The organism is Leptospira yanagawae serovar Saopaulo str. Sao Paulo = ATCC 700523 (assembly GCF_000332475.2).
In the GTDB taxonomy this organism is placed as follows: Bacteria; Spirochaetota; Leptospiria; order Leptospirales; family Leptospiraceae; genus Leptospira_A; species Leptospira_A yanagawae.
The window spans coordinates 184,463-205,142 of record NZ_AOGX02000016.1; the positions used below are offsets into that span (position 1 = coordinate 184,463).

Consider the following 20,680-nt stretch of genomic DNA (forward strand, 5'->3'; position numbering starts at 1 on the left):
CGTATTATTCTACATACCAGGAGTCGAAAATGCTAACAAAAACATTGGAAAATCCAAACCAATTGAATACGGACGAGAAAGATGATGTCGTTGTCACCCTTATCGAAGGAGATGGAATTGGGCCAGAGATCATTGGTCAAACAATTCGTATTTTAGATTATGCAAAGTCAGGCATTCAATTTGAAAAAATTGAAGCTGGTTCTTCCGTTTATTTATCCGGAATACTTTCTGGCATTGGTGAAAATGCTTGGGATACCATTCGCCAATATCCAACCATTCTCAAAGGTCCAATCACAACACCAAGAGGTAAAGGTTACAAAAGTTTAAACGTTACCATTCGAAAAACTTTAGGATTGTATGCAAACGTTAGGCCAGCAAAAACATATGATCCTTTCATAAAAACAAATCATTCTGGTACAGATATTGTCATCATACGTGAAAACGAAGAAGACACATATGCCGGGATTGAACACCGCCAAACAAGAGAAGTCACTCAATGTTTAAAATTGATTACGGTGCCAGGGACTGAAAAAATTGTTCGTTATGCGTTTGAATTTGCTAGGTCCAATGGAAGAAAAAAGATCACTTGTATGGTGAAAGATAATATCATGAAAATTACTGATGGAATGTTTGCTAATATTTTTTTGACCATCGCAAAAGAATACCCGGAGATTGAAGCGGAAAGTATGATCATTGATATTGGTGCAGCATTACTTGCAAATCGACCACAAAAATTTGATGTAATCCTTGCTCCCAATCTTTATGGCGATATTCTTTCGGATATTGCTGCAGAAGTCACTGGTTCTGTAGGGATGTGTGGATCAGCTAACATTGGGGATATGGTCTCAATGTTTGAAGCAGTTCATGGAAGTGCTCCTGATATCGCTGGGAAAAACATTGCCAATCCAACTGCAGTGATCAAAGCAACCGTGATGATGTTAACCCACTTAGGAAAACCAGGAAAAGCAAAATTGATTCGGAATGCCGTATTAAAAACGTTAGAAGACGGATACCGGACAACCGATATCTATCAAAATGAGAAAAATACAATTCTAGTAGGAACCAAAGAATATGCGGATGCCATCATTGATCGACTCGGCAAAGATCCAAATGTTTTAACTGCAAGTGAACTCGTGAAACCTAAGTCATTTCAATTAAGTTTATCCAATCAAAAGGAAAAAAAGGAACTTGTGGGTGTGGATGTCTTTTTAGATATTCCAAATAATCGAAACCCAGATGTATTAGGTAAAAACATAGAATCAATTGCAGAACAATTTTTACATTTAAAAATGATCACTAACCGTGGAGTAAAAGTTTATCCCAAAGGTCAAAAGGAAACATTTTTAACAGACCATTTCCGATGCCGGTTTGTATCTCCAACTGGTGGAAAAATCCAACACAAAGACATTACAGCAGTGCTTACAATTTTAGAAGCAAAAGGTTATGACTTCATCAAAACAGAAAATTTATATGAGTTCGATGGAGTTCCAGGTTATTCGTTGGGCCAAGGAGAGTGATAAAACGAATTCCAACAACATTCCACTGTTCGAATCAAAAATCGGACAGTGGAGTATGATCATTCCCTAATTTGTTTAAAAAAGTGATTCCAAAGGTGCGAATACCTCACGACTCACTTCTATTGGCATAAAAAAATCTATATGATCTACAAAATTTGACGATCCTCCATAAACTTCAATTGCGACAGATGTTTTGGCTGACGATTCTGAAAGAGTTTTTTGAAATTTCGGATATACCTTTGTTGGAGCAATGAAATAGGATAAAAAGTTTTTAAACGGAAAGGTGGCAGTGATACACTTCATCTCAGGGATCAGAAATGTTTTTAGTTTTGATTTGATCGATTTGATTTGAACATCGGAGAGTCCATCCATGCGACATCCCAAAACAGATCTCAATTTATCTTCTGGAGTCTCTGGTCCATCCAAATAAATCGCAAGACTATTACACTCAGTTAGGCCTATGGATTCCCATTCTTTTTGAAATTGATCCCAACTTTCATTTAAATTTTTGTAAGGGCCTTTGTGAGTGTAGATAAAAATTTCGACTGTTCCAAAGTTTGTTTCCTTCACTTCGACTTCACGGAATCCACCCATATAGGCATAAAAGGATACCCCAAACACACCAATGACAACGACGAATAAAATAATTTTTTTGATCAGTTTCATTTTGTCCTCAAAACAGATTTGATTTCCTTTCAAAAGGATGGCAATGGAATTTTACTTTTGCAATTATAAATCTTTTCTAAGGATTGTCACACCATTTTCATCCTGATAAATACGAATCATTAACTCAGGTTTATTTTTGGAAGGAGCTGTGAATGCATTGGATTCATCTAATGTGAAAGTATTTCCCGTAAATTCTTTACAAAGTTTTCCAATCAAATACATTTCTTCCATTGAAATCTCAGGAAAATATAAATCAAATGTATCCCCACCTTCTGTCATGTACAAGATTGATTGTTTGTAGCGATAGGCAGACTTACCTTCGTAATCACCCATAGAAATCGTTTCGAGTTTACTTGATCCGTACGTTTTAGTGAGGTAATCTTTTAAACTTTTACATGGTTTGGGAGGGGAAGGAAGGCGACTCAAGAAACCATCAAAAACATAACCTTTTGATTTTTGAAAACTCACTTCGATCCAATATCCTTTGATTCCTTCGATGGTTTCTGTTTTCGTTTCTTTTTTTGAAAGGACTTTCACTTGCGCACTTAATGGAATTTGTGTTACTTTTTTTCCATTCGTCGAAGGTTTGTCTCTCAAATTCAAACCCTTTTCTGCCATCACAGTTAAGGTTTCGCCATTGTCATAATAGGAGATCGCTCCCAATGATCCATAAAAAAGGAAAATCGGAATCAAAATTAATATCTTAACATGTGTTTGTTGTATCTGTTTCATCTAATCTAAAACCTTTGGAAATGACTTTTGATTTTCCAAAAAATCCCATAAATTGTCAATAAATTTAGATGTGAACACTCGGATTTTGGTCTAACGAATGGAATTGTCCAAATCGTTTATGTATTTAGAAATCCATTGAAAGTCACCTTCCCTACAGACCTCAAATCCATCGAAGTTAGATTGCATTCAGTCAATCCCATCCTTTATGGAAGTTCTCGTAATTACATCGATGGTGCAGTTTCGTTACTGTCACCTTATATTGCGCGTGGATTTATTTCTACAAAACAGGTGTTTGATTTTGTTTCCAACTTAGGTTTCAAACCGTACCAAATTACAAAATTTGTACAAGAACTCACTTGGAGAGATTATTTTCAGGAAGTGTGGAGAAACAAAGGAGATCTGTTATTTCAAGATTTAAAACACCCTCAGCCCAATGTGCTACACAGAAAAACCCCAAAAGCCATATTAAAAAGTTCACTAGGGACGGGAATCCCTGGGATCGACAGAGAATTATTGGATTTTTATGAAAATGGATATTTACACAACCATGTGCGGATGTACATCGCTTCCATAGTTTGTAATTTTGGTGGTGCCTATTGGAAACAACCTTCTCAGTGGATGTATTACCATTTGTTAGATGCCGACTTGGCGAGTAATACTTGTAGTTGGCAATGGGTTTCTGGTTCCTTTAGTTCTAAAAAATACATTGCCAACCAAGAAAACATCAATCGGTATCTCAAAACAGACGATCACAATACTTTTTTAGATCATAGTTATGAAGATCTGATGAATACAAAAGAAATTCCAAAAGAATTATTGGAGCTTTCAGATTTTGACCTTTCATTAGCATTTCAATCCACAAAACAATGGTTTTATGAGAAGAAAAAACAGTTTGAAGACAAAAAAATCGAAACTATATTTACTGATACATATGAAGGATTGGGATTAGATCAAAATCTACCAATTTGCATATATGACTTTTACCAATTGGACCCACATTGGAAAAAAGATCTTAATTGCAATCGGATATTTCTCATGCGACCTCATTTCTACCAAGAATTTCCTTCTTCACCAAAAACATTAGAGTTTATTTATGAACTCTCTAAAAATATACCAAGTATAAAATTTTTATGGGGTGAATGGGATACAATTTTTAAATATGTAAAGGATCAAAATCCAAAAATCTTCTTCAAAGAACATCCAACAAACAAAGAATATGTGGGGTTCCAAGAAGAGAGGGATTGGATTTTTCCGGAAGCGAAAGGGTATTTTCCTTCTTTTTTTATGTATTGGAAAAAATGCGAAAAGTTTTGGATAAGAAAAGGGGTACCAAACCAACCTACTTTATTTGATCATCTACTTTAATTTTCAGAATGAATTCAATTCAAAACATTAATCCATTTCGGTTGGGATGGATTTTGTTGCATTTTTCTCAAACTGTAACATCCGTTCTTTGGTGATACCGATCAAATTATGGGTCAGATTCAAATGGTCTCCCAAATAATCAGATGACAATCGGATCTCCACCACACGATACCATGTTTCTTTGGGCGGAACAGAAAATGCATGGTTCACACATAAACATTTGAATTTAAAACCAAAACTATGTTCTACAGGCAACGCAGAATGTGGTGCGGCAAAAAAATAAACTGGATCGTTAGTAGGATTTTTCATCACAAGTACAAATTGTTTTTTTGAACCTGGTTTTAAAACAATTTGGCTATCTGGGATAAGCTCTCCAAATGGAGTGCGTTTGCCTTCGGGGATAGAACCAGTAGTCCATAAAGTTAAACTTTGGGCACCACTTGGTTCTCGTATTTCCATTGTAAGTGGTAAGGAAGTATATTCCCACTTCACTACCACCTTTACCTGGTTACTTGGTTTCGGATTTGTTGCAGAATTAACAACATGATGGTTGGTCGCGGTTTCCTTTTCTCCACAAAAAAGGAAACTGAAACAAATGAAAAAAGAGAAAATGGGAAGAATTCGATACAGTTGGTTCTCGTTTCTCAATTTTCATCACTCCAAATTCAATTCTAATGTAGAAAAATCTAAATTTTGAGTTTTTTTGGAATTGAGTAAGTAAAACTGTTTCCCTTTGACTTGTAAGGTGACAAACTCTTGGAAAATTTTTTCTGTATTGTTTGGATCGGGATTTTTCACTATATTACAGTCCCTACCACAGCCATTACAATCTCCTCCGCCATAATCCAAAAAGTTTGTAAAGGTTTGTTTTCTTAAAAATCCAAAGATCCGAAGATGGATTTTTCCAGGTTCAATTTTTTTCACTTCGTAATTGCCTAATCCGTAAAATCGATTCGAACTTTCTTCACCCACATCGTAATTGGTTCTAGAAGTTGAGCCTTCTAAAAATAATGTTCCATCCGAACGCAAACGAATGGTCCAATCAGAATAACTTGGTGCATCCATGTTTTCCTCTATGGGAACTTGGTTTTCCGATCCAGCAGGCTCATCGGAAATGGGTTCGTCTCCACTCACGGCAAATACTTCCCTACCTGTCAAACCTCGGTTTAATACCATACGCAAAGAAGCTTTTGTAAACGATTCAAAGTTTTTTTGTGCCGTATCTTTTGATTTGGGAAGTGTATCCATCACAATCCAATCACCATCATGACCAAAACGTAACTCCGATAAGACGATCCCTTCCTCCTGGTAACCAGGATAGATTTCCTCTACCTTCATGGATAAATTTTTTCCTTTGAATGGTGTGGGTAGAGAGATCTCTTGGGCACCCATTGTATCTTCTACTTTGATTTTAGCAGAGTAGCCGTCATCTCCGGTGATTAAAAACGATTTCACCCTTCCATTTTTGATGCAATGGACATCCGATCTTTGGTATCCATTCCAAATTTTAAGCACTGAAATTTTTTGTGTATCTTCAAAAGCAAAATTTAATGTGACACCAACTCCTCCTTTCACTGAGGAATATCCATTTTCATATTTAGAATCGAACAAGTTCATCACAGAATACGTTGGTTCCGGTGATGCAGTTTCGGAAGCAGTCACCTTACCTGAAATGATTTCAGGTCCAAACGTTCTATATGCCTTTTTTTTCTCATCGTAAAACTTCACCGATTTCAGGCAAATGTTTTGATTCCTTTGGAAATTCAAGGTGACGGATCTTGCTTGGACAACAGGATCAAAACTGATCTCAGAATTGGATTTTTCGACATCCGTACTCGCATACACTTCATCAAAGTTGACATAAGCGGCGATTCGATCCTTAAATTTTCCATCACAAGATTCAATGGAAACTTGCGTTAAAGGAAAAGCGCTGTCGGCATAAAAATGCAATTTAACAAATTCAGCACCAGGTTCTGCTTTCCATTCCTTTCCGTATAACAAAAGAAAGGGGAGCCCATTTTCCATCGAGGTAGATGTCACCATTGAAAAATGGAGTTTTTTCCCACAATTGACAGAGAATCCTGCCATAAGGATCAAAAGGTACAAAAAGTTTGATTTCGTTTTCATAAAGAGTCCTTTAGAAAATGGTGGTATCAAAGAACAGTTTGTTCATAAAAAGGCAAGAAATTTTTTATAGACTCGTCTCTTTTAAAACTCGTTCCCATGACTCTGCATTGAGGGCTCCTACCACCCAACGCCCGTTGACCCAAAACGTTGGAACGGAATGAATTCCAAATTTCTTTGCTTCTTTCCAATCAGACTTCACTCTGTTTAAGTAACGTGTATGAGTCGATAGTCTTTCGCATTCAGAAACATAGTTCCAATTTTCAAAATTCATATTTTCACCTTTCACCAATTGATTCGCATGAGAATACAAGAATTCCATATGGTCCAGAAACCGATTGGGATCTTTTTCCCAAAGGCAATGGGATACGGAAAGGGGTAACAAACTTTGATCAGTTTCCCCATCTAAAGGAAAATCTTTGTGAATGTAATGGATTTGGGATTTGTATTTGGTTAAAAGTTGTTTTGTATGGGGGAAGGTTTTGCGACAAAACCCACAAAGGTAATCACTCCATTCCACAATCACCCATTTTGCTTTTTGATCACCAAACTTAGGTGAGAATTCCACATTTAATTTGGAGAGGAAAGTATCTCTGGATAGGGGAATCGGTTTTGGTTTTAACTGGATTCCTGTTTGGTGGAACATCCGACTCCACACAATTCTAATTCGAATCGAATCACGTAAGCGGTCAATGGCATCGGTATCTTGGATCGGAGCAAATAATTTCTTTTTTTCAATGGGCCAATACACATTGATGTCTTTCTCCGTCACGAATGATCTTTCGGATTCCTTCCATTCTTCTAAAGATTGATGTTTCGATTTTGCTTTTTCATGTAACAGAGCTAATTGGGAATCGGAAGATAAAGTTTCTTTAATTGCTTCTTCAGTTGGTAAAATTTCTGGTAAATAATACACTTCGTTGGGAGAACCACCACAGGTGTAAAGCAAAAGTAGTAGGAAGATCACTGGCACAAATAAAGGATACCGAAAAAATCTGGTTCTCACAAGTAATTTTAAATCTGGGAATTATTTTTTTGATTGAAAGAAGTAAATTCCAAACACTCATAATGAGTCCTTAATGAAAATCAAAATTGTTTCTCGCCTTTTACAGTTGTTTGCTGTTTATCTATTTGTTTCTGCAAGTTTAATCATCATAGACAAAGTCATCACCATTCAGACTGGAAAAAAAACATTCGGGAAAGTTGTTTCTTCCTATAAAGAATTTCAATCCACCAACCAAACGAGTGGAAAACGGTATGGAACAAGTAAATACATCCAAAGGCCCATCATCCATTACCAAGTGGATGGTGAGATTCATGAAATCCATGGGCGAATTTTTGGTGAAGTGGGAGACGAATACTCGATTGGCCAATCCGTTCCCTTGTACTATTCGCCTACACAACCTGAATTTGCAATGATCAATACCTTTTCTGAAATTTGGGTAAACCCGATCCAAAAACTTTTATTTAGCTTCATTGTGTTTATTTTAGGTACTTTTTTATCACAAATCATTTTGTCGATCAAAGCGAAAGTAAAATCCCTCTTTCAACCAATGTTTTAAGATGATTAGGAAGGAAAGAAAATATTTCTATCTTTGGGGTAGAAAAATTAAACAAACATTTGTTATATTACTCCTATTTTCTTTTCCCCAATTGTTAATGGGTCAGAGCAAAGATATGATTAAATTAGAATGGTACCATTATATTATCTTATCGCCAGTGCTTATACTGGACGCCGTGCGAAACGGATATAAAGAAATTAAAAATGGAATGGCCCAATACAGTGAACATAACTCCTTACCTGAATTGCATAAAGCCGTTTTAAGTTCTGATTTAGATTTAGTAAAAAAACTCACATCCCAATCTGTGAACTTGGAATCCAAAGACAAAAAAGGTGAAACGGCTCTTTTTTATGCTGTCGACCAAAACAAAATTAATATCGCGAAGTTTCTCATCCAAAATAAAGCGGATGTAAATATTTGGAATGCCAATGGAAAACCCCTCGTACATTCTGCCATTGCCAATAACCAATCGGACTTAATCCAATTGATGATAACTTACGGATTGGATGTCAAATCAACGAAACAAGGTACTTCATTTCTTATTTTAACATGTAACCTCCAACCAAACAACCTCAAACTCATCCAACTGTTTATCAACCATGGTGCAAACATCAATGCAACAGACAAATACCAATACACTGCCTTAATGCATTTGGCAACCAAAGACAATCCCAATTTGGATAACATACGTTACCTCATCAAAAATGGTGCGAATGTAAATGCAAAAGACCTTTCAGGAAAATCAATTTTAAGAATACTAATAGAGCAAAGGACACTTAACTTGGAATTGGTGAAAACTTTGGTTCTGAACGGAGCCGATATCAATACAAAAGACAATGATGGAATTTCAATTTTCGATTTTATCAATACCTATTACGACTACCCTGAGACAAATGAAATTGTCACTTACCTAAAAAATGCTAAGAAAAATCGATAGTTCCCTTTCAAAATGGCAAACCGATTGGTCGCAAAGAAGAACACTCAAAATTGAAGTTCACAATTCAGTATCGATTTATATCAGAATTGGAAAAATTTTCTCGCATAATTAATATCATATGCTCTTGTTAGCTCGAGGTATTTTATGAAAATGATTTTTTCGAATATAAAATGGATCATGTTAGTCTCTGGTATCATTACTTGTTCCATGATCCTTTCCGCACTCCATCCAACACTTGGCCTTACTTTGACTTTTGGTGATTCAATCGATGGAAATCTTGCAAATATTATCGTTAGAAACTGGGGTCTCCTCATTGCATTAGTGGGTGGCATGATGATTTACGGAGCTTATAATGAAGTGAATCGGAATTTAGTGTTAGTTGTTGCATCCATCAGCAAAACTACATTTGTTGTTTTGAATTTAATTTATGGACAATCTTATCTTACAAAATCAGGTCCAGCATTAGTATTTGATTCCATCCTTGTGATCATCTTTGTATTCTATTTATTTTCCAAATCGTCCAAAAAGTAAATAACACTCAATTTGGTTCCTTTTCCTTCTATCGATCAAAAGGAGCCATTCCATTCCATACAAATGCAATTAGATCAAATCCAGGAGAAATGCCTCTATTTTACCAAGACCTTTTGCTTCAATCCAATTGGGAACAAAGTTTTGTTTCTCGGAAATCAAATCATAGGTAAACTTAGAGATTTGAATGCAATTGACCTGCCCCCATTTTCAGTACCAATGGATAAGTTAGTTTTCTCTAAACATTTCAACCATAAGATCGCTTAAACTCTGAAGGAGTCAAGTAATTCAATGAAGAGTGAAGACGCTCGTCGTTGTATTCCTTTTGGAAAATTCGCAAAGCATCGGTTAACTCTCTTTGATTTTTAAAGTAGTGTAGATTCAAACACTCATCTCTAAGTTTACCATTGAAACTTTCTATAAATGCATTTTGTGTTGGTTTTCCTTTTTCAATAAAGTGAATTTCTATCCCCTTATCTTCTGCCCATTTCTGGAAGTCTTTGGATGTAAATTCTGTTCCATTATCCAAAACAAATGCTCTTGGAAGTCTTTCGAGGGTGTTTAAATATCTGATCAACTTTTCTGACGAAAAAGTAAACTCTGCCTGAAGTATGGTATTCTCTCTTGTTAAATGATCAATACCTGTTAAAATTCTTTGCTTTCTTCCATCAATCGTCCGTTCGAAAACAAAGTCCATTGACCAAACTTCGTTTGAATTCTTAGGCAATGGTAGTTGCTGTGATGATGCATTTCTTTTCTTTCGCTTCGGTTTTGTCCTTATTTTAAGCCCTTCTAAGCAATATAGTCGATATACTTTCTTATGATTGATTGTCCTACCCGACCTTCTTAACCTTCGGTAAATTCGTCGATAGCCTTCCCGTTTCCATCGAAAAGCAAGTCTTCGAATTTCGTTCATTGTCTCTTCATCAATAGCTTTCGGCTGATAATAATAACTTGATTTAGGAAGAAGAACAACATCTAGGCTTCTGTTTAGAGAAAGTCCCTCTTCAACTAGCAGATCAACTGCTCTCTCCTTCGTTGATCTGCTCAAAACTTTTTTCCCAAAACATTCTTAATTGCTTGGATTTCGAGAGCCATGTCAGCTACCAATCTTTTGAGATTTGAATTTTCCTGCTCGAGTGCCTTCATCTTCTTGATTTCGCTAAGCTCCATTCCTCCATACTTGTTACGCCAGCGATAAAATGTTTGTTCAGTGATTCCGTATTTTCGTGAAAGTTCCTTGATTGGAATACCTGTTTCTGCTTCCTTTAATATCCGAAAAATCTCGCTTTCTTCTATCTTCTTTCTTGCCATAATGCTCTCTCCTTAATATCGGAGAAAACTAACTTAAATATCGGTGCAGTTTTTGGGGAGCAGGTCACAATTAGGAAATCCATTGGCTTCCATTCTCTGTGCTACATTGACAGTATCGCCCCAAAGATCATAAGTGAATTTATGTTTACCAATCACACCAGCTGTCACTTCACCAGAATTGATACCAATCCTTATTTTTAAAGGAAGGTTTTCTTTTTTTGAAAATTCTTTCATAAAGGATATCATTTCTTTTCCTAATTGAATGCATCTATCCGCATGATCAAACAAATGATTTGGCACACCAGATGCAACCATATAGGCATCACCGATGGTTTTGATTTTTTCAACTCCATATTTCAGTGTTAGGTCATCAAAACTTGTAAATATTTGATTTAAAATGGTTACAAGTTTTTCTGGATCTATCTTTGAAGCAAAACTTGTAAATCCAACTAGGTCAGCAAATAAAACTGAGGCAGAAGGAACTCTTTCTGAAATATTCACTTCACCTGATCTTAACCTTGATGCCGTTTCTTTTGGTAAAATATTTAACAATAACTTACTGGACTTAACTTCCTCCTGTTCCAAATCATCAGAAGTCAATCTCAAAAAATGACCAAGGATTCGTTTATCTCTACGCAATTGATCAATCTCTCGTTTCATCTCTTCCATTGTTAATACTTCTGTTGTAGGTTCGAATTGGATCGTCCTTGGATCTTCCTCTATTAACTCATTATTTTTTCTATTACTATCTTCTACGTTACGAATCGCAACAATTGATATCACAGTATTATGAAGTCCACATTTGCTGTGCAAAGAATTCCCTATTTCACCCCAAGAACTAAAACCAATCACATTTCTGTTCCAAAGTTTATGAATGGCATTTAATTCCATATTCATGTACGGTCCTAGAGACCTTGAACGAACCGCACAATTGAACATCAAAATAAAATCGGGATACAATTCTTGCAAATCAGATCGAAAGGAAAACATTTCTTGGTAGGAATGTTGGATGGTTTCCATTGTATTCGGTGAACAAAATCGAACAAGGGATCCTTCTGGTATATCACCTCCGTATGATACGGATTTTTCTTTTGAATCCATTTGTATGGCAACTCGTAACACTTCCGATCCATCTTCTTTGCGAATTAATAGCGGAAACTCGCTTGCTGCCAAGAGATCAGGATCGATATGATTTTTCCGAATCCCTAAGTTTTCTGTATTAAATCCAAAATACTTTGCATAAAAATCTGTCGCGGGTTCCCCTTCAATTTCATATACCTTTCGACCAATTGATTTTGTTACTTTTTTTGGTGTTCCAAGTTCTTGCCAGCCGCTAACAGCCAAACCATGAATTTGAATTTTTTCTTCATCAAAAGTTAATACACAAACTCCATGTGTTTCTAATCCATACTTTGTATAAAATGGCGGATTTTCTACATTCCCAAAACTACTTGCGATCCCTCCAAATATCTTTAATCCAGAATCAAAATCCAAAATCCCCTCAATCATCTTTTCAGGTTCAAAACTCAAATCCTTAAATGCAACTAACATAAGTAAGGCAGGTTTTAGGAATTGATTTTTTGCATCTTTGGCAATCTGTTTACCCAATGAAAAGGAATCCGAATCAGCTGGGTAATGAACCAAGGAAAAATAGGATCTTGGAATCGCAAGGACAAGTGCAACCAAAGCAAATTCGGATTTCGAATCATTATAAATGACCTCGGCGGAACACGTAGCGAATACCTCGACAGCTTCCTCATAAAACGGTGCCACTAAATCAAAGGACAATGATTTATCGATTACAAAGATGAATGCGAGAGTTGGGAAAAAAGAAGATTGTTTCAATTCTTCTAAAAACTGAATGACTTCTTCTTTTCCATTGGCTTTTAGGATTCTTTGGTTCATTTTGATCCGATTCTAATTTTGAATTCGATGGAGCAACTCACTTTATTTTGAAAAGGTAATAAATAATTTCTGAACCAAATTCATAAATCGCTATTTTCACATCTCTTCCCCAAGGAATCCATGAAAACACTTGTATGATTTCTCTGAAAGAAGAACCTAGTGCAAAACGATAACAGAGGTTTCTAGATGAAGTTAATCCACTTCTTACTTTTATTTTTAATTACCTTCGCATCTTGTATCACAACTTACAGGGATTACCCACAGATCGAAGCGACATCAAAACCTACTGGAGTTTCCAAAAACAAATTATACTACCACCTAACTCCGTTTCCAATCCTTGAATTTGGTGGATATGCTGCTCTCAAAACATATTTCAAAAATACGGCAAGCTCCAATTTCAGTGAAGCCGAAGAGATTACGGATCCAAAAATCATTCCTCCCAAAGGAATCTATTGTAAGGTGACAACCCAATGGGCTCCTGTTTCCGCACCTGCCTTAATTTTTGGATACATCTCCATCGCAACGGTCACATTCCTACCTGCTTGGAGCCACAATGATGGGTATGATGTTACGTACACTTTGTACAAAGATGGACAAAAAATCAAAGACTTCAATTATTCTCCAAGAAGATCTGTATTTTTGTGGATGTTTGCTTTACCAGTCATTTGGGTAAACCTCTTCACTTCCTCTGAAGAAGAAGTATTCAATGCTATATCTACTCAATTTATGGAAGATGCAAAACCATATTTAAATCAGTAAACCATTCAATTCAAAAAAGGGAAAAGGCATTGAGATACTCGATGATTTTGTATCCTTTTCTTTTTCCTTTTTTTCCAACTTGTTTCAGAATTACACCAATTCTAAACTTCATGGAGCATTTATGATGCAATCAATGATTCACAACTAACGAATTTGATTTCAATATGCCAAATCTCCAAAACATCTTTTCCTTCCAACAAAGGATCCAATGGCAAACTGTTTCCACGATTTGGAAATCCCTTCACAAAAAGGAAGTTCTCCCATTTCTATTTCGTTTCCTCTTGGAACGAATTCGCCAAAGTCGCTCTCCGTTTTGGAACGATTGGAAACGAAACCACAAGGGTCAAAGAGGGTTCATTTCTCCTTTGTCATTGGTTGCATTTTACATTGCGTATAAGGATACAACAAGTTCCGAACGGGCCCTTTTCCTTTTGCTCAAAATTCTCAAACAACAATCTTCTGAAGTATTTTTTGAAGCGATCGGACTCTTTCGTCAGTTCGGAATCGATCTTCGGTAATCCTCAGAAGCCAACAAATTTCACGATCACCGCGGGATATGAGATAAGATTTTTTCCTTTTTTGCCATTTTGACTCAAAAATAGATTCGCCATTTCTAAGCCCCATGGTTTATGATAAGCCGTCTGCCGCCAATGGAACGAATCTTTGAACATTTTAAATATTTAATATTCTCAATTGTATTGATTCTAACATTCAATACTACAATTGGTGCCGAGAAACTTTCACCCGAACTCTGGCGAACCGAATACCACATACTCAAAACTAGGGAATCAAATTATCTTTCCAACCTACATTCCATGGAATGGAAACCGTTCCATGGATCATTGGCATTGGGATTCGAACACCAAAACGTTTTGGTGCGGGTAAGCTACCTCGGCGAAACAAATATGTGGGAACAGAATGCACTTTACTTAGAAAACCCGGTAGCTTATGTGGATTCCATCACTGTCTTCCAATGGGAAGGAGGAAAACTCATTGGCATGCAAGATGGAGACATCCATCCAAAACGAAAATCCATCTTCAGCCAACATCCATATCCCTTATTTTCATTAAACGTAAACTCTATCAAACAAAACAAAGAATTTTTTATCTTATACAACTCTCTCTCCAATCTCTTTATATCTCCAGAAATCTATGATGAAGAAACCATCCTATCTGAAGTATTTGGAGTGAGGGATTTATTTTTCATTTACTTTGGAATCATCCTAATCGTTTTCATCCTCAATGCTGTCCTCTTTGGATTAACTCGTAATTCGAGTTTTTTATACTATATGCTTTATGTATTCACTTCCTTTTTGTACCAATTGTCCTTCACTGGGTATGCAAAAATTTTCCTATGGCCAAACGCTGGAAAATGGAATGACCAATCCATGGTTTTTTTTGGATCCATTGCGCTCGTCAGTGTGGCCCTATTTTCAATTCGATTTTTGGTACTACAAAAAAGAATTCCTGTTGTTTACCAATGGATTCGGATTTTAATTTATTTGATCCTTACCAACGCTGTTTTCAGTTTATTCATTCGTTCGATTTGGAACGATCCCATTGTACATATCCTTGGGATCATCACTTCCCTCACGTTATTCGGTTCAGGGATTTATCTTTTACTCAAAAAACTCGAGATCGCACGTTTTTATGTTTTGGCTTGGACCATATTGTTAATTTCAATTTTGTGTTTTAATTTTTATGCGTTAGGAATCTTATCTGATTCGATCATTTTTCGACATGCCATCCAACTGGGAACAATGGCAGAAATGTTATTATTCCAATTTGCAATCGTGGATAGGTTGATGAAACCAAAAGAAGAATCCATAGTCAAAGTTGAAAGAGAATCCAAACAAAATAGCCGAAACCAAAGGATTGCAAGCCTCAACCAAGAAGATTTGATTTACCAAATCAACCACATCCTCTCTGAAGAAAAATTATTTTGTGATGAGGATTTGAATGTAAACCGGCTGTCCACAATCCTCGGCATTCGCTCTGACCAAACATCTGCTTTACTCAACGAAAAACTTGGTGTGAGTTTTACCCAACTGTTAAGCAAATACCGAATTGAGGAAGCCTGCAAAATCCTAAAAGAAGACCCATCCAAAAACATCCTCACAGTTGCTTTTGCCGTTGGCTTCAATACCAAGTCTGCGTTCTACGAATCCTTCCAAAAAATTGTCGGAAAAACTCCCACTGAATACAAAAAGAGTCTGAATTCCTGATTCCAGACGATTATTTTGTGTTCACCTTGTATCCTATCCTTCCCAAAACTATTTAGGAAATAAATTTATGAATGCCAAAACCCAACCAACCAATCGATTCAAACACCAAACGAAACTACTTTGTCTCGTTTCCTTTCTCGTCGCCACCACCTACAACTGTGCTAGCAGTTTGTATCCGGTAAAAGCATCGATCGAAAAAAAAGAACCTGTTGCAGTCTTTGTCAACCTTGTCGAATCAAAACCTGTTCTCAATTACAAAGGAAACATGAATAAATCATCAAAAAACATTACAGAGTTTGATGAACTATTCACAAACTTCAAACAGTTGGCCCAGAAAGAACTTCCATCAGTTAAAATTGTGGAACCTAAATCAACCCCACAAGAAATCTTAGGAACCACAATTTACACATATGATTTTGGTAAAACAGGAGCAAAGATCGGTATCGAATTCATTACTGCAACAAACATTAACCTAAGTAACGAACAAGAATTTACTTCAGAAAATCTGAAACAACAATCCTGGACGCAAACAACAAAGGTAACCGTTCGTTTCCGAGAAGTAAACGGCGATCGACTTGGAAACTATTTAGGGAGCAGAACGGGGTACGAATTAGGATCAGTTGTTCAGAAAGGATCTTGTCCAGTTGAGTGCTCCAAAAATGCAAATACCATGATCGAAGTCACAGCACCAGGGAAACAAGCAGCAGCTCTCAAATCGCAACTCCCTGAGAACATCAAAAAAGTGATCCAAGAAATCATGGCGAGTAAACTTGAAGATTAACCTTCGCTAAAATCGTACAAAAGTTGTAAGGGATTCCCTTACGGGCGTTCCCAATTCTTTCGTTGAAAACAAGTTTTGACAAAGGGTCGGGCTACTCCGGGGTGCGCTTAACGCTCCCGTCCCCCGCCATCTAACGATGGCAGGTGACCAAGCCCTCCTTATCCCTAACGCGGACCAATTGTTTACCATAACGACTCAAAACTTACACACAAAGTTCCAAAATAGAGTCGCCTTCTAATCAACTCACATCTTATCATGACGGATAGATTCCGGACTTTTTAAAAAATCAAATCGTCATTTTTAAATATTCATTCGGAATCCCAACTTTAATTTTTAATGGTTTGATACATGAAACTTTCATTAGTTGATGAAATCTTAATTGCAAGGGAGATGAAAAACGAAAAAACAGTCGCTTTTGTTCGATTTGCATTATTCTCTGTCACTTCCACATTAGATAGTTTGTCCTATTTTGGATGGTTCCAATATACAATTGTCCCAACAAGTTTGATCACTGTTGGACTGGATATTTTATTTTTAATTTTTGCCACTCTTGTTTTAGTTTTTTTATTTTATTTTCCTTATAAGCCGTATTTAAAATTTTTCACGATCACCTTAGACTATTTCATCATTGGGCTTATGATTTTTCTTGACCCAACGATTCTGAAAGGGAATGGACTCATCTATTTTATCGCAATGACAAGTGCTATGTTTGTTTTCCAATTCAATCTTTTGAGACATTCAAAAGCCGGAACAATTTACGGAGCTATTTTGGCATTCGTTTATTTCCTTGTGGTTTCTATTGGATTAGAAGATGGTTATCCGTTTGATTTGATTCCCATGATGTTTGGACTAGCCATGATGCTTGGTATGGGGTATCTGACAACAGTTTCCAATATCGAGATGGTTAAGGAAGCGAATGCAAAACAAATGATGGAACGGTATCTCCCCTCTCAACTTGTTAGTGAGTTTTACAAGAATAAAGCACAACTAGAACCAGGTGGAGAAAACAAAGAAGTTACCATCCTTTTTTCTGATATTCGATCATTTACAAAATTTTCAGAACAAAGGTCTGCAGAGGAAGTTGTCCATTTTTTAAACCATTATTTGTCTCGCATGACGGAAGTGATCTTTAAATTCAATGGAACCATCGATAAATTTATCGGTGATGCAATCATGACTATTTTTGGTGCACCATTCAAACGTGATGACGATGCGCTTCGTGCTGTTAAATCAGCTGTTGCTATGATTCGTGAAATAGAATCAATAAACGAAGTTATGGCAAATCCTGAAGACAAACTACAAGTAGGAATTGGGATTCATACAGGAGAAGCCATTGTTGGCAATATAGGTTCCGACCGAAGGTTGGATTATACTGTCATCGGAGATAATGTGAACTTAGCTTCCAGAATCGAAGGTCTAACCAAACATTACCAATGCTCCATCTTAATTTCAGAAGCCACATTCAAACAGTTAGAGGGTAAATTTTCGGATGAGGACGGCTTCCTCATTCGAGAGATTGACCAAGTCATCGTCAAAGGAAAATCAAAGCCAATTACCGTGTATGAAGTTGTTTGTCTGTAAATTTTGGATTTGGAGAAGAATGGATCAGTATACCGCAACGATTAGAATGAGCACTATCGGGATATTCCTTTTAGCACACTCATTTTCTTGTCTGAAAATCAAATTTTCTTACAAGAAAATGAATCAACAGAACAGAGAGTAGTTTTACTCGGCACCAAATTTAAAAAGGTGGTTGCTATATTTTAATTTATCGTTTTGATCGAAGAAAGTGTTCTTATTATTTAAAGTATACCAATTGGTTCATTATTTCGAAGCTGATTTTGGAAATATTGAATCCGAAGGAATTCCATATGAATGTATATGAAAACAAAAAGACTATTTTCGATTTTTTTAGATTCCTGAATGAACGAAAATTGAAGGAAGCATTCGAATTATTAGACGATGACCTGCATTGGTGGATAGTTGGGAGCATACCCGTTTCCGGTGATTACGACTTTAAAAAAATAACCTTTGGATTTAAGATGATCTTTAGAGCATTTGAAAACTTCCAGTTCACTCTTAAGGAAATGACAGGAGAAGACGAACGAGTTAGCCTCGTTGCCGAATCACATGGAATACGAAAGTCTACCGGGAAACATTATAACAACCAATATCATTTTCTATTTACTTTACACCAAGGTAAGATACATAATGTAAAAGAATATTTTGATACTGTCCATGCATTGTGGGTAGAAAGTCCAGAAAGCAAAGAAATCTGAGAAGTGAATGGTTATACAATGTTTTGATTACAGTATGAAAAGAGATATACCTCACTCGACTTCTTCTTGCCATCTTCATTATCCATAGGTATAAAAAAAGCCCTACATCTTTCGATGTAAGGCCTTTGGAATGCGGCAAAAAGAAAATTATTTTTTCTTCGCTGCTGCTTTTTCGACTACTGGAGTTCCTTCGACATAAACGCAGTTCAAAAAGATATAAACACCATGTTTTCCAGTGATCGTAACATCTTTTAATCCAGTCGCACCGGGAGCTTTACGTAATGCATCACGAGATGCTTCCGCAATACTTTGGTTATACCAAGTATTATTGAATGGAGCAAACCCACATTCACTTCCTTCCACTGTTCCAGATCCAACAACCTCTAAATTGGAAGGGGCATCTAAAGAAAATTCTTTAAAATTACCAACTTTATAAGAGCAATTCACCAAAAATGCAATTGCAAATAATGACAACCATTTCATATTCATATATTTCCTTTTATTTCAACTTTCTAATTTGGGCACAAGCGGATGCAAAATCAGAATTCCATTGTAAACCAACGTTTTGATTTTTAACATTACCTTTTGCTCTAGCATCACTCACTACATCATCATAGATACCTAAGATAATTGTTCCACATTTCTCAGCCAATACTGTGTCCGACAATTCTGCTGAATCGTTTTCTGCTGGAACTACGTATCCAACCTTTCCTGCAGTGACACAATTTGACAGAAAAACGATAATTCCAAGAAGGAATATTTTTTTCATTTTTGTTCTCCTAATTCGAATAAGGGGATTTTATTTATTTTCTCTGTAAATAAAATAAAAAAATAGAACCCATAAATTTTGAAATTATATTCTCTTAATAAAGGTGAGTTTTCTCAAATTCATTGCACATTGCACCATATAACTATGGTTCTATATCTAGCCACTAAACCTACTTAATAGAATTCCTTACTAACGACTGCCAGCTGGACAAAGCGTTCAGTCTGGCATTTTGCTTCACGCACTAGGTACTATCCGAATTGAATCTAAAGATAGAATTCTTGATATAAGTTCGGGATCATACGGATCAATTTCAATTCTTCGTGTTCATAAAACCTCAAGAACGCAAGTAAACCCCCGCAAAAGAGTTGTTTTGAAAAGTCGTTTGATTCTACTAGGACAGATTTTGAATGAAAAAGGTTGAACACATGAAAAGAATCAATATCTATTATTGGATCGCCACTGGGCTTGTCTTATTTTTTTTATTACCAGGATCTGTGATGAATATAATGCAAACCAAGGATTGGCTTGAAGTATTCGAACAGCTAGGTTACCCCTCTTACTTGTTGCCTTTTTTGGGTGCGGCTAAGATTGCAGGATGTATTGGTATCGTTTTGCCTAACCTGAGACGACTAAAGGAATGGGCCTATGCCGGTCTTGTTTTCGATATCGTCGGCGCCATTTATTCCGCACTCATGGCAGGTCCTTTCGATCCGAGACTTCTATTTATGATCCTCCCCTTATCTGCGATTTTTGCCTCCTATTTTTTATGGCATAAAAAAATCAGCTGAGCAGCAGAATGCTTTCCTGACTCCTGCCAGCTGAACCTCCTGTTCAGACTGGCGAGCTCCGCAATCCTGCTCCGCCTCCTTCAGAAACGCATTCTGACTTGGGTTACTGATTGAATTTACTGATTTTGTTCCATACATAAAAAAAGCCCCAAACTTTCGTTCAGAGCTTCTCCCAACATTTGTATACGACATGTAAGTTAACAAACAACGCTTCAATTTCTACATACACGTTAACACGTGTATATTGTAATATGGTCAAGCCGATCGAGCGATTAGTATCACTTGGCTGAATCCATTACTGAACTTACACCTGTGACCTATCAACCAGGTCGTCTGCCTGGACTCTTCAGGGAGATCTTATCTTCAGGTGGGCTTCCCACTTATATGCTTTCAGCGGTTATCCCGACCGAACGTAGCTACTAGAGGCGT

22 protein-coding genes and 1 rRNA gene are annotated in these 20,680 nt (G+C 36.6%); 12 read left to right on the top strand and 11 right to left on the bottom strand.

Annotated features, from left to right (window positions below; translation table 11 throughout):
* Positions 1–29 precede the first annotated feature (29 nt).
* Positions 30–1,517, top strand: coding sequence for an NADP-dependent isocitrate dehydrogenase (locus LEP1GSC202_RS10790; RefSeq protein ID WP_015677633.1), 1,488 nt, complete (start codon positions 30–32; stop codon positions 1,515–1,517).
* Positions 1,518–1,592: 75 nt separating this feature from the next.
* Here the strand turns inward: LEP1GSC202_RS10790 and LEP1GSC202_RS10795 are convergent, their stop codons facing one another.
* Both LEP1GSC202_RS10795 and LEP1GSC202_RS10800 read right to left on the bottom strand, forming a co-directional pair.
* Positions 1,593–2,183, bottom strand: a complete 591-nt coding sequence (locus LEP1GSC202_RS10795) for a GyrI-like domain-containing protein (RefSeq protein ID WP_039928816.1) — start codon at positions 2,181–2,183, stop codon at positions 1,593–1,595.
* Between the two features lie 63 nt (positions 2,184–2,246).
* Positions 2,247–2,915, bottom strand: a complete 669-nt coding sequence (locus tag LEP1GSC202_RS10800; RefSeq protein ID WP_015677734.1) for an SH3 domain-containing protein — start codon at positions 2,913–2,915, stop codon at positions 2,247–2,249.
* A gap of 135 nt (positions 2,916–3,050) precedes the next feature.
* Between LEP1GSC202_RS10800 and LEP1GSC202_RS10805 the strand changes: the two genes are divergently transcribed.
* Positions 3,051–4,280: an FAD-binding domain-containing protein gene (locus LEP1GSC202_RS10805; RefSeq protein ID WP_015677789.1), complete on the top strand. Its 1,230-nt coding sequence runs from the start codon at positions 3,051–3,053 to the stop codon at positions 4,278–4,280.
* Between the two features lie 27 nt (positions 4,281–4,307).
* Here LEP1GSC202_RS10805 and lsa20 read toward each other — a convergent pair whose 3' ends face one another.
* The 3 genes from lsa20 to LEP1GSC202_RS10820 form a co-directional block, all read right to left on the bottom strand.
* Entirely contained in the window at positions 4,308–4,928 is a 621-nt protein-coding gene (gene lsa20 / locus LEP1GSC202_RS10810; protein WP_015677676.1) for an LIC11469 family lipoprotein adhesin Lsa20, read from the bottom strand.
* A gap of 6 nt (positions 4,929–4,934) precedes the next feature.
* The gene (locus LEP1GSC202_RS10815; protein WP_015677805.1) at positions 4,935–6,407 is read right to left on the bottom strand and encodes an NADase-type glycan-binding domain-containing protein; all 1,473 of its coding nucleotides are present in this window, start codon (positions 6,405–6,407) and stop codon (positions 4,935–4,937) included.
* Positions 6,408–6,471: 64 nt separating this feature from the next.
* Positions 6,472–7,377 carry a thioredoxin domain-containing protein gene (locus tag LEP1GSC202_RS10820; protein WP_015677677.1) on the bottom strand — a complete coding sequence of 302 codons (906 nt, stop codon included), beginning with the start codon at positions 7,375–7,377 and terminating at the stop codon, positions 6,472–6,474.
* Positions 7,378–7,483: 106 nt separating this feature from the next.
* On the opposite strand from LEP1GSC202_RS10820, the gene LEP1GSC202_RS10825 reads away from it, so the two are divergent.
* The 3 genes from LEP1GSC202_RS10825 (at position 7,484) to LEP1GSC202_RS10835 (ending at position 9,434) form a co-directional block, all read left to right on the top strand.
* Positions 7,484–7,966 carry a DUF3592 domain-containing protein gene (locus LEP1GSC202_RS10825; protein WP_015677799.1) on the top strand — a complete coding sequence of 161 codons (483 nt, stop codon included), beginning with the start codon at positions 7,484–7,486 and terminating at the stop codon, positions 7,964–7,966.
* Positions 7,967–8,081: 115 nt separating this feature from the next.
* The gene (locus LEP1GSC202_RS10830; RefSeq protein WP_244147711.1) at positions 8,082–8,903 is read left to right on the top strand and encodes an ankyrin repeat domain-containing protein; all 822 of its coding nucleotides are present in this window, start codon (positions 8,082–8,084) and stop codon (positions 8,901–8,903) included.
* Positions 8,904–9,047: 144 nt separating this feature from the next.
* A complete protein-coding gene (locus LEP1GSC202_RS10835) occupies positions 9,048–9,434 on the top strand; it encodes a hypothetical protein (protein ID WP_039928819.1) in 387 nt (128 codons plus the stop codon).
* A gap of 244 nt (positions 9,435–9,678) precedes the next feature.
* On the opposite strand, the gene LEP1GSC202_RS10845 is transcribed toward LEP1GSC202_RS10835, so the two are convergent.
* From LEP1GSC202_RS10845 to LEP1GSC202_RS19470, 3 genes are read right to left on the bottom strand one after another with little or no spacing between them, the layout of a single operon-like run.
* Complete coding sequence (locus tag LEP1GSC202_RS10845) at positions 9,679–10,482, bottom strand: IS3 family transposase (protein WP_015675630.1); 804 nt, start codon at positions 10,480–10,482, stop codon at positions 9,679–9,681.
* Positions 10,479–10,745 carry a transposase gene (locus tag LEP1GSC202_RS10850; protein WP_015675631.1) on the bottom strand — a complete coding sequence of 89 codons (267 nt, stop codon included), beginning with the start codon at positions 10,743–10,745 and terminating at the stop codon, positions 10,479–10,481. Before LEP1GSC202_RS10850 ends, LEP1GSC202_RS10845 begins: the two co-directional genes overlap by 4 nt.
* Before the next feature lie 33 nt (positions 10,746–10,778).
* A complete protein-coding gene (locus LEP1GSC202_RS19470) occupies positions 10,779–12,650 on the bottom strand; it encodes an adenylate/guanylate cyclase domain-containing protein (RefSeq protein ID WP_015677680.1) in 1,872 nt (623 codons plus the stop codon).
* Between the two features lie 186 nt (positions 12,651–12,836).
* Between LEP1GSC202_RS19470 and LEP1GSC202_RS10860 the strand changes: the two genes are divergently transcribed.
* The 6 genes from LEP1GSC202_RS10860 (at position 12,837) to LEP1GSC202_RS10885 (ending at position 18,694) form a co-directional block, all read left to right on the top strand.
* Positions 12,837–13,409 carry an LIC12231 family lipoprotein gene (locus LEP1GSC202_RS10860; protein WP_015677732.1) on the top strand — a complete coding sequence of 191 codons (573 nt, stop codon included), beginning with the start codon at positions 12,837–12,839 and terminating at the stop codon, positions 13,407–13,409.
* Between the two features lie 164 nt (positions 13,410–13,573).
* Positions 13,574–13,927 (top strand): hypothetical protein, encoded by a 354-nt coding sequence (locus LEP1GSC202_RS10865; protein WP_015677720.1) that lies wholly within the window; start codon positions 13,574–13,576, stop codon positions 13,925–13,927.
* Positions 13,928–14,059: 132 nt separating this feature from the next.
* Positions 14,060–15,634, top strand: a complete 1,575-nt coding sequence (locus LEP1GSC202_RS10870; protein ID WP_015677738.1) for a 7TM diverse intracellular signaling domain-containing protein — start codon at positions 14,060–14,062, stop codon at positions 15,632–15,634.
* A gap of 67 nt (positions 15,635–15,701) precedes the next feature.
* Complete coding sequence (locus LEP1GSC202_RS10875; RefSeq protein WP_015677754.1) at positions 15,702–16,415, top strand: hypothetical protein; 714 nt, start codon at positions 15,702–15,704, stop codon at positions 16,413–16,415.
* A gap of 348 nt (positions 16,416–16,763) precedes the next feature.
* Positions 16,764–17,996, top strand: coding sequence for an adenylate/guanylate cyclase domain-containing protein (locus LEP1GSC202_RS10880; RefSeq protein WP_015677648.1), 1,233 nt, complete (start codon positions 16,764–16,766; stop codon positions 17,994–17,996).
* Positions 17,997–18,286: 290 nt separating this feature from the next.
* Positions 18,287–18,694: a nuclear transport factor 2 family protein gene (locus LEP1GSC202_RS10885; protein WP_015677762.1), complete on the top strand. Its 408-nt coding sequence runs from the start codon at positions 18,287–18,289 to the stop codon at positions 18,692–18,694.
* A gap of 147 nt (positions 18,695–18,841) precedes the next feature.
* Here the strand turns inward: LEP1GSC202_RS10885 and LEP1GSC202_RS10890 are convergent, their stop codons facing one another.
* On the bottom strand, positions 18,842–19,177 hold the full coding sequence (locus LEP1GSC202_RS10890) for a hypothetical protein (RefSeq protein ID WP_015677641.1): 336 nt from the start codon (positions 19,175–19,177) through the stop codon (positions 18,842–18,844).
* Between the two features lie 16 nt (positions 19,178–19,193).
* The gene (locus tag LEP1GSC202_RS10895) at positions 19,194–19,463 is read right to left on the bottom strand and encodes a hypothetical protein (RefSeq protein WP_015677668.1); all 270 of its coding nucleotides are present in this window, start codon (positions 19,461–19,463) and stop codon (positions 19,194–19,196) included.
* A gap of 425 nt (positions 19,464–19,888) precedes the next feature.
* Here LEP1GSC202_RS10895 and LEP1GSC202_RS10900 point away from each other — a divergent pair, with 425 nt between their 5' ends.
* Positions 19,889–20,251: a DoxX family protein gene (locus LEP1GSC202_RS10900; protein ID WP_039928869.1), complete on the top strand. Its 363-nt coding sequence runs from the start codon at positions 19,889–19,891 to the stop codon at positions 20,249–20,251.
* Between the two features lie 251 nt (positions 20,252–20,502).
* Here LEP1GSC202_RS10900 and LEP1GSC202_RS20110 read toward each other — a convergent pair.
* A 23S ribosomal RNA gene (locus tag LEP1GSC202_RS20110) occupies positions 20,503–20,680 on the bottom strand; the annotation flags it as partial.

Coding starts and splice junctions, on each gene's coding strand:
- LEP1GSC202_RS10790 (WP_015677633.1), top strand. CDS start 30: ATGCTAACAAAAACATTGGAAAATCCAAACCAATTGAATACGGACGAG.
- LEP1GSC202_RS10795 (WP_039928816.1), bottom strand. CDS start 2,183: ATGAAACTGATCAAAAAAATTATTTTATTCGTCGTTGTCATTGGTGTG.
- LEP1GSC202_RS10800 (WP_015677734.1), bottom strand. CDS start 2,915: ATGAAACAGATACAACAAACACATGTTAAGATATTAATTTTGATTCCG.
- LEP1GSC202_RS10815 (WP_015677805.1), bottom strand. CDS start 6,407: ATGAAAACGAAATCAAACTTTTTGTACCTTTTGATCCTTATGGCAGGA.
- LEP1GSC202_RS10825 (WP_015677799.1), top strand. CDS start 7,484: ATGAAAATCAAAATTGTTTCTCGCCTTTTACAGTTGTTTGCTGTTTAT.
- LEP1GSC202_RS10830 (WP_244147711.1), top strand. CDS start 8,082: ATGATTAAATTAGAATGGTACCATTATATTATCTTATCGCCAGTGCTT.
- LEP1GSC202_RS10835 (WP_039928819.1), top strand. CDS start 9,048: ATGAAAATGATTTTTTCGAATATAAAATGGATCATGTTAGTCTCTGGT.
- LEP1GSC202_RS10850 (WP_015675631.1), bottom strand. CDS start 10,745: ATGGCAAGAAAGAAGATAGAAGAAAGCGAGATTTTTCGGATATTAAAG.
- LEP1GSC202_RS19470 (WP_015677680.1), bottom strand. CDS start 12,650: ATGAACCAAAGAATCCTAAAAGCCAATGGAAAAGAAGAAGTCATTCAG.
- LEP1GSC202_RS10860 (WP_015677732.1), top strand. CDS start 12,837: ATGAAGTTAATCCACTTCTTACTTTTATTTTTAATTACCTTCGCATCT.
- LEP1GSC202_RS10865 (WP_015677720.1), top strand. CDS start 13,574: ATGCCAAATCTCCAAAACATCTTTTCCTTCCAACAAAGGATCCAATGG.
- LEP1GSC202_RS10870 (WP_015677738.1), top strand. CDS start 14,060: ATGGAACGAATCTTTGAACATTTTAAATATTTAATATTCTCAATTGTA.
- LEP1GSC202_RS10875 (WP_015677754.1), top strand. CDS start 15,702: ATGAATGCCAAAACCCAACCAACCAATCGATTCAAACACCAAACGAAA.
- LEP1GSC202_RS10880 (WP_015677648.1), top strand. CDS start 16,764: ATGAAACTTTCATTAGTTGATGAAATCTTAATTGCAAGGGAGATGAAA.
- LEP1GSC202_RS10885 (WP_015677762.1), top strand. CDS start 18,287: ATGAATGTATATGAAAACAAAAAGACTATTTTCGATTTTTTTAGATTC.
- LEP1GSC202_RS10890 (WP_015677641.1), bottom strand. CDS start 19,177: ATGAAATGGTTGTCATTATTTGCAATTGCATTTTTGGTGAATTGCTCT.
- LEP1GSC202_RS10895 (WP_015677668.1), bottom strand. CDS start 19,463: ATGAAAAAAATATTCCTTCTTGGAATTATCGTTTTTCTGTCAAATTGT.
- LEP1GSC202_RS10900 (WP_039928869.1), top strand. CDS start 19,889: ATGAAAAGAATCAATATCTATTATTGGATCGCCACTGGGCTTGTCTTA.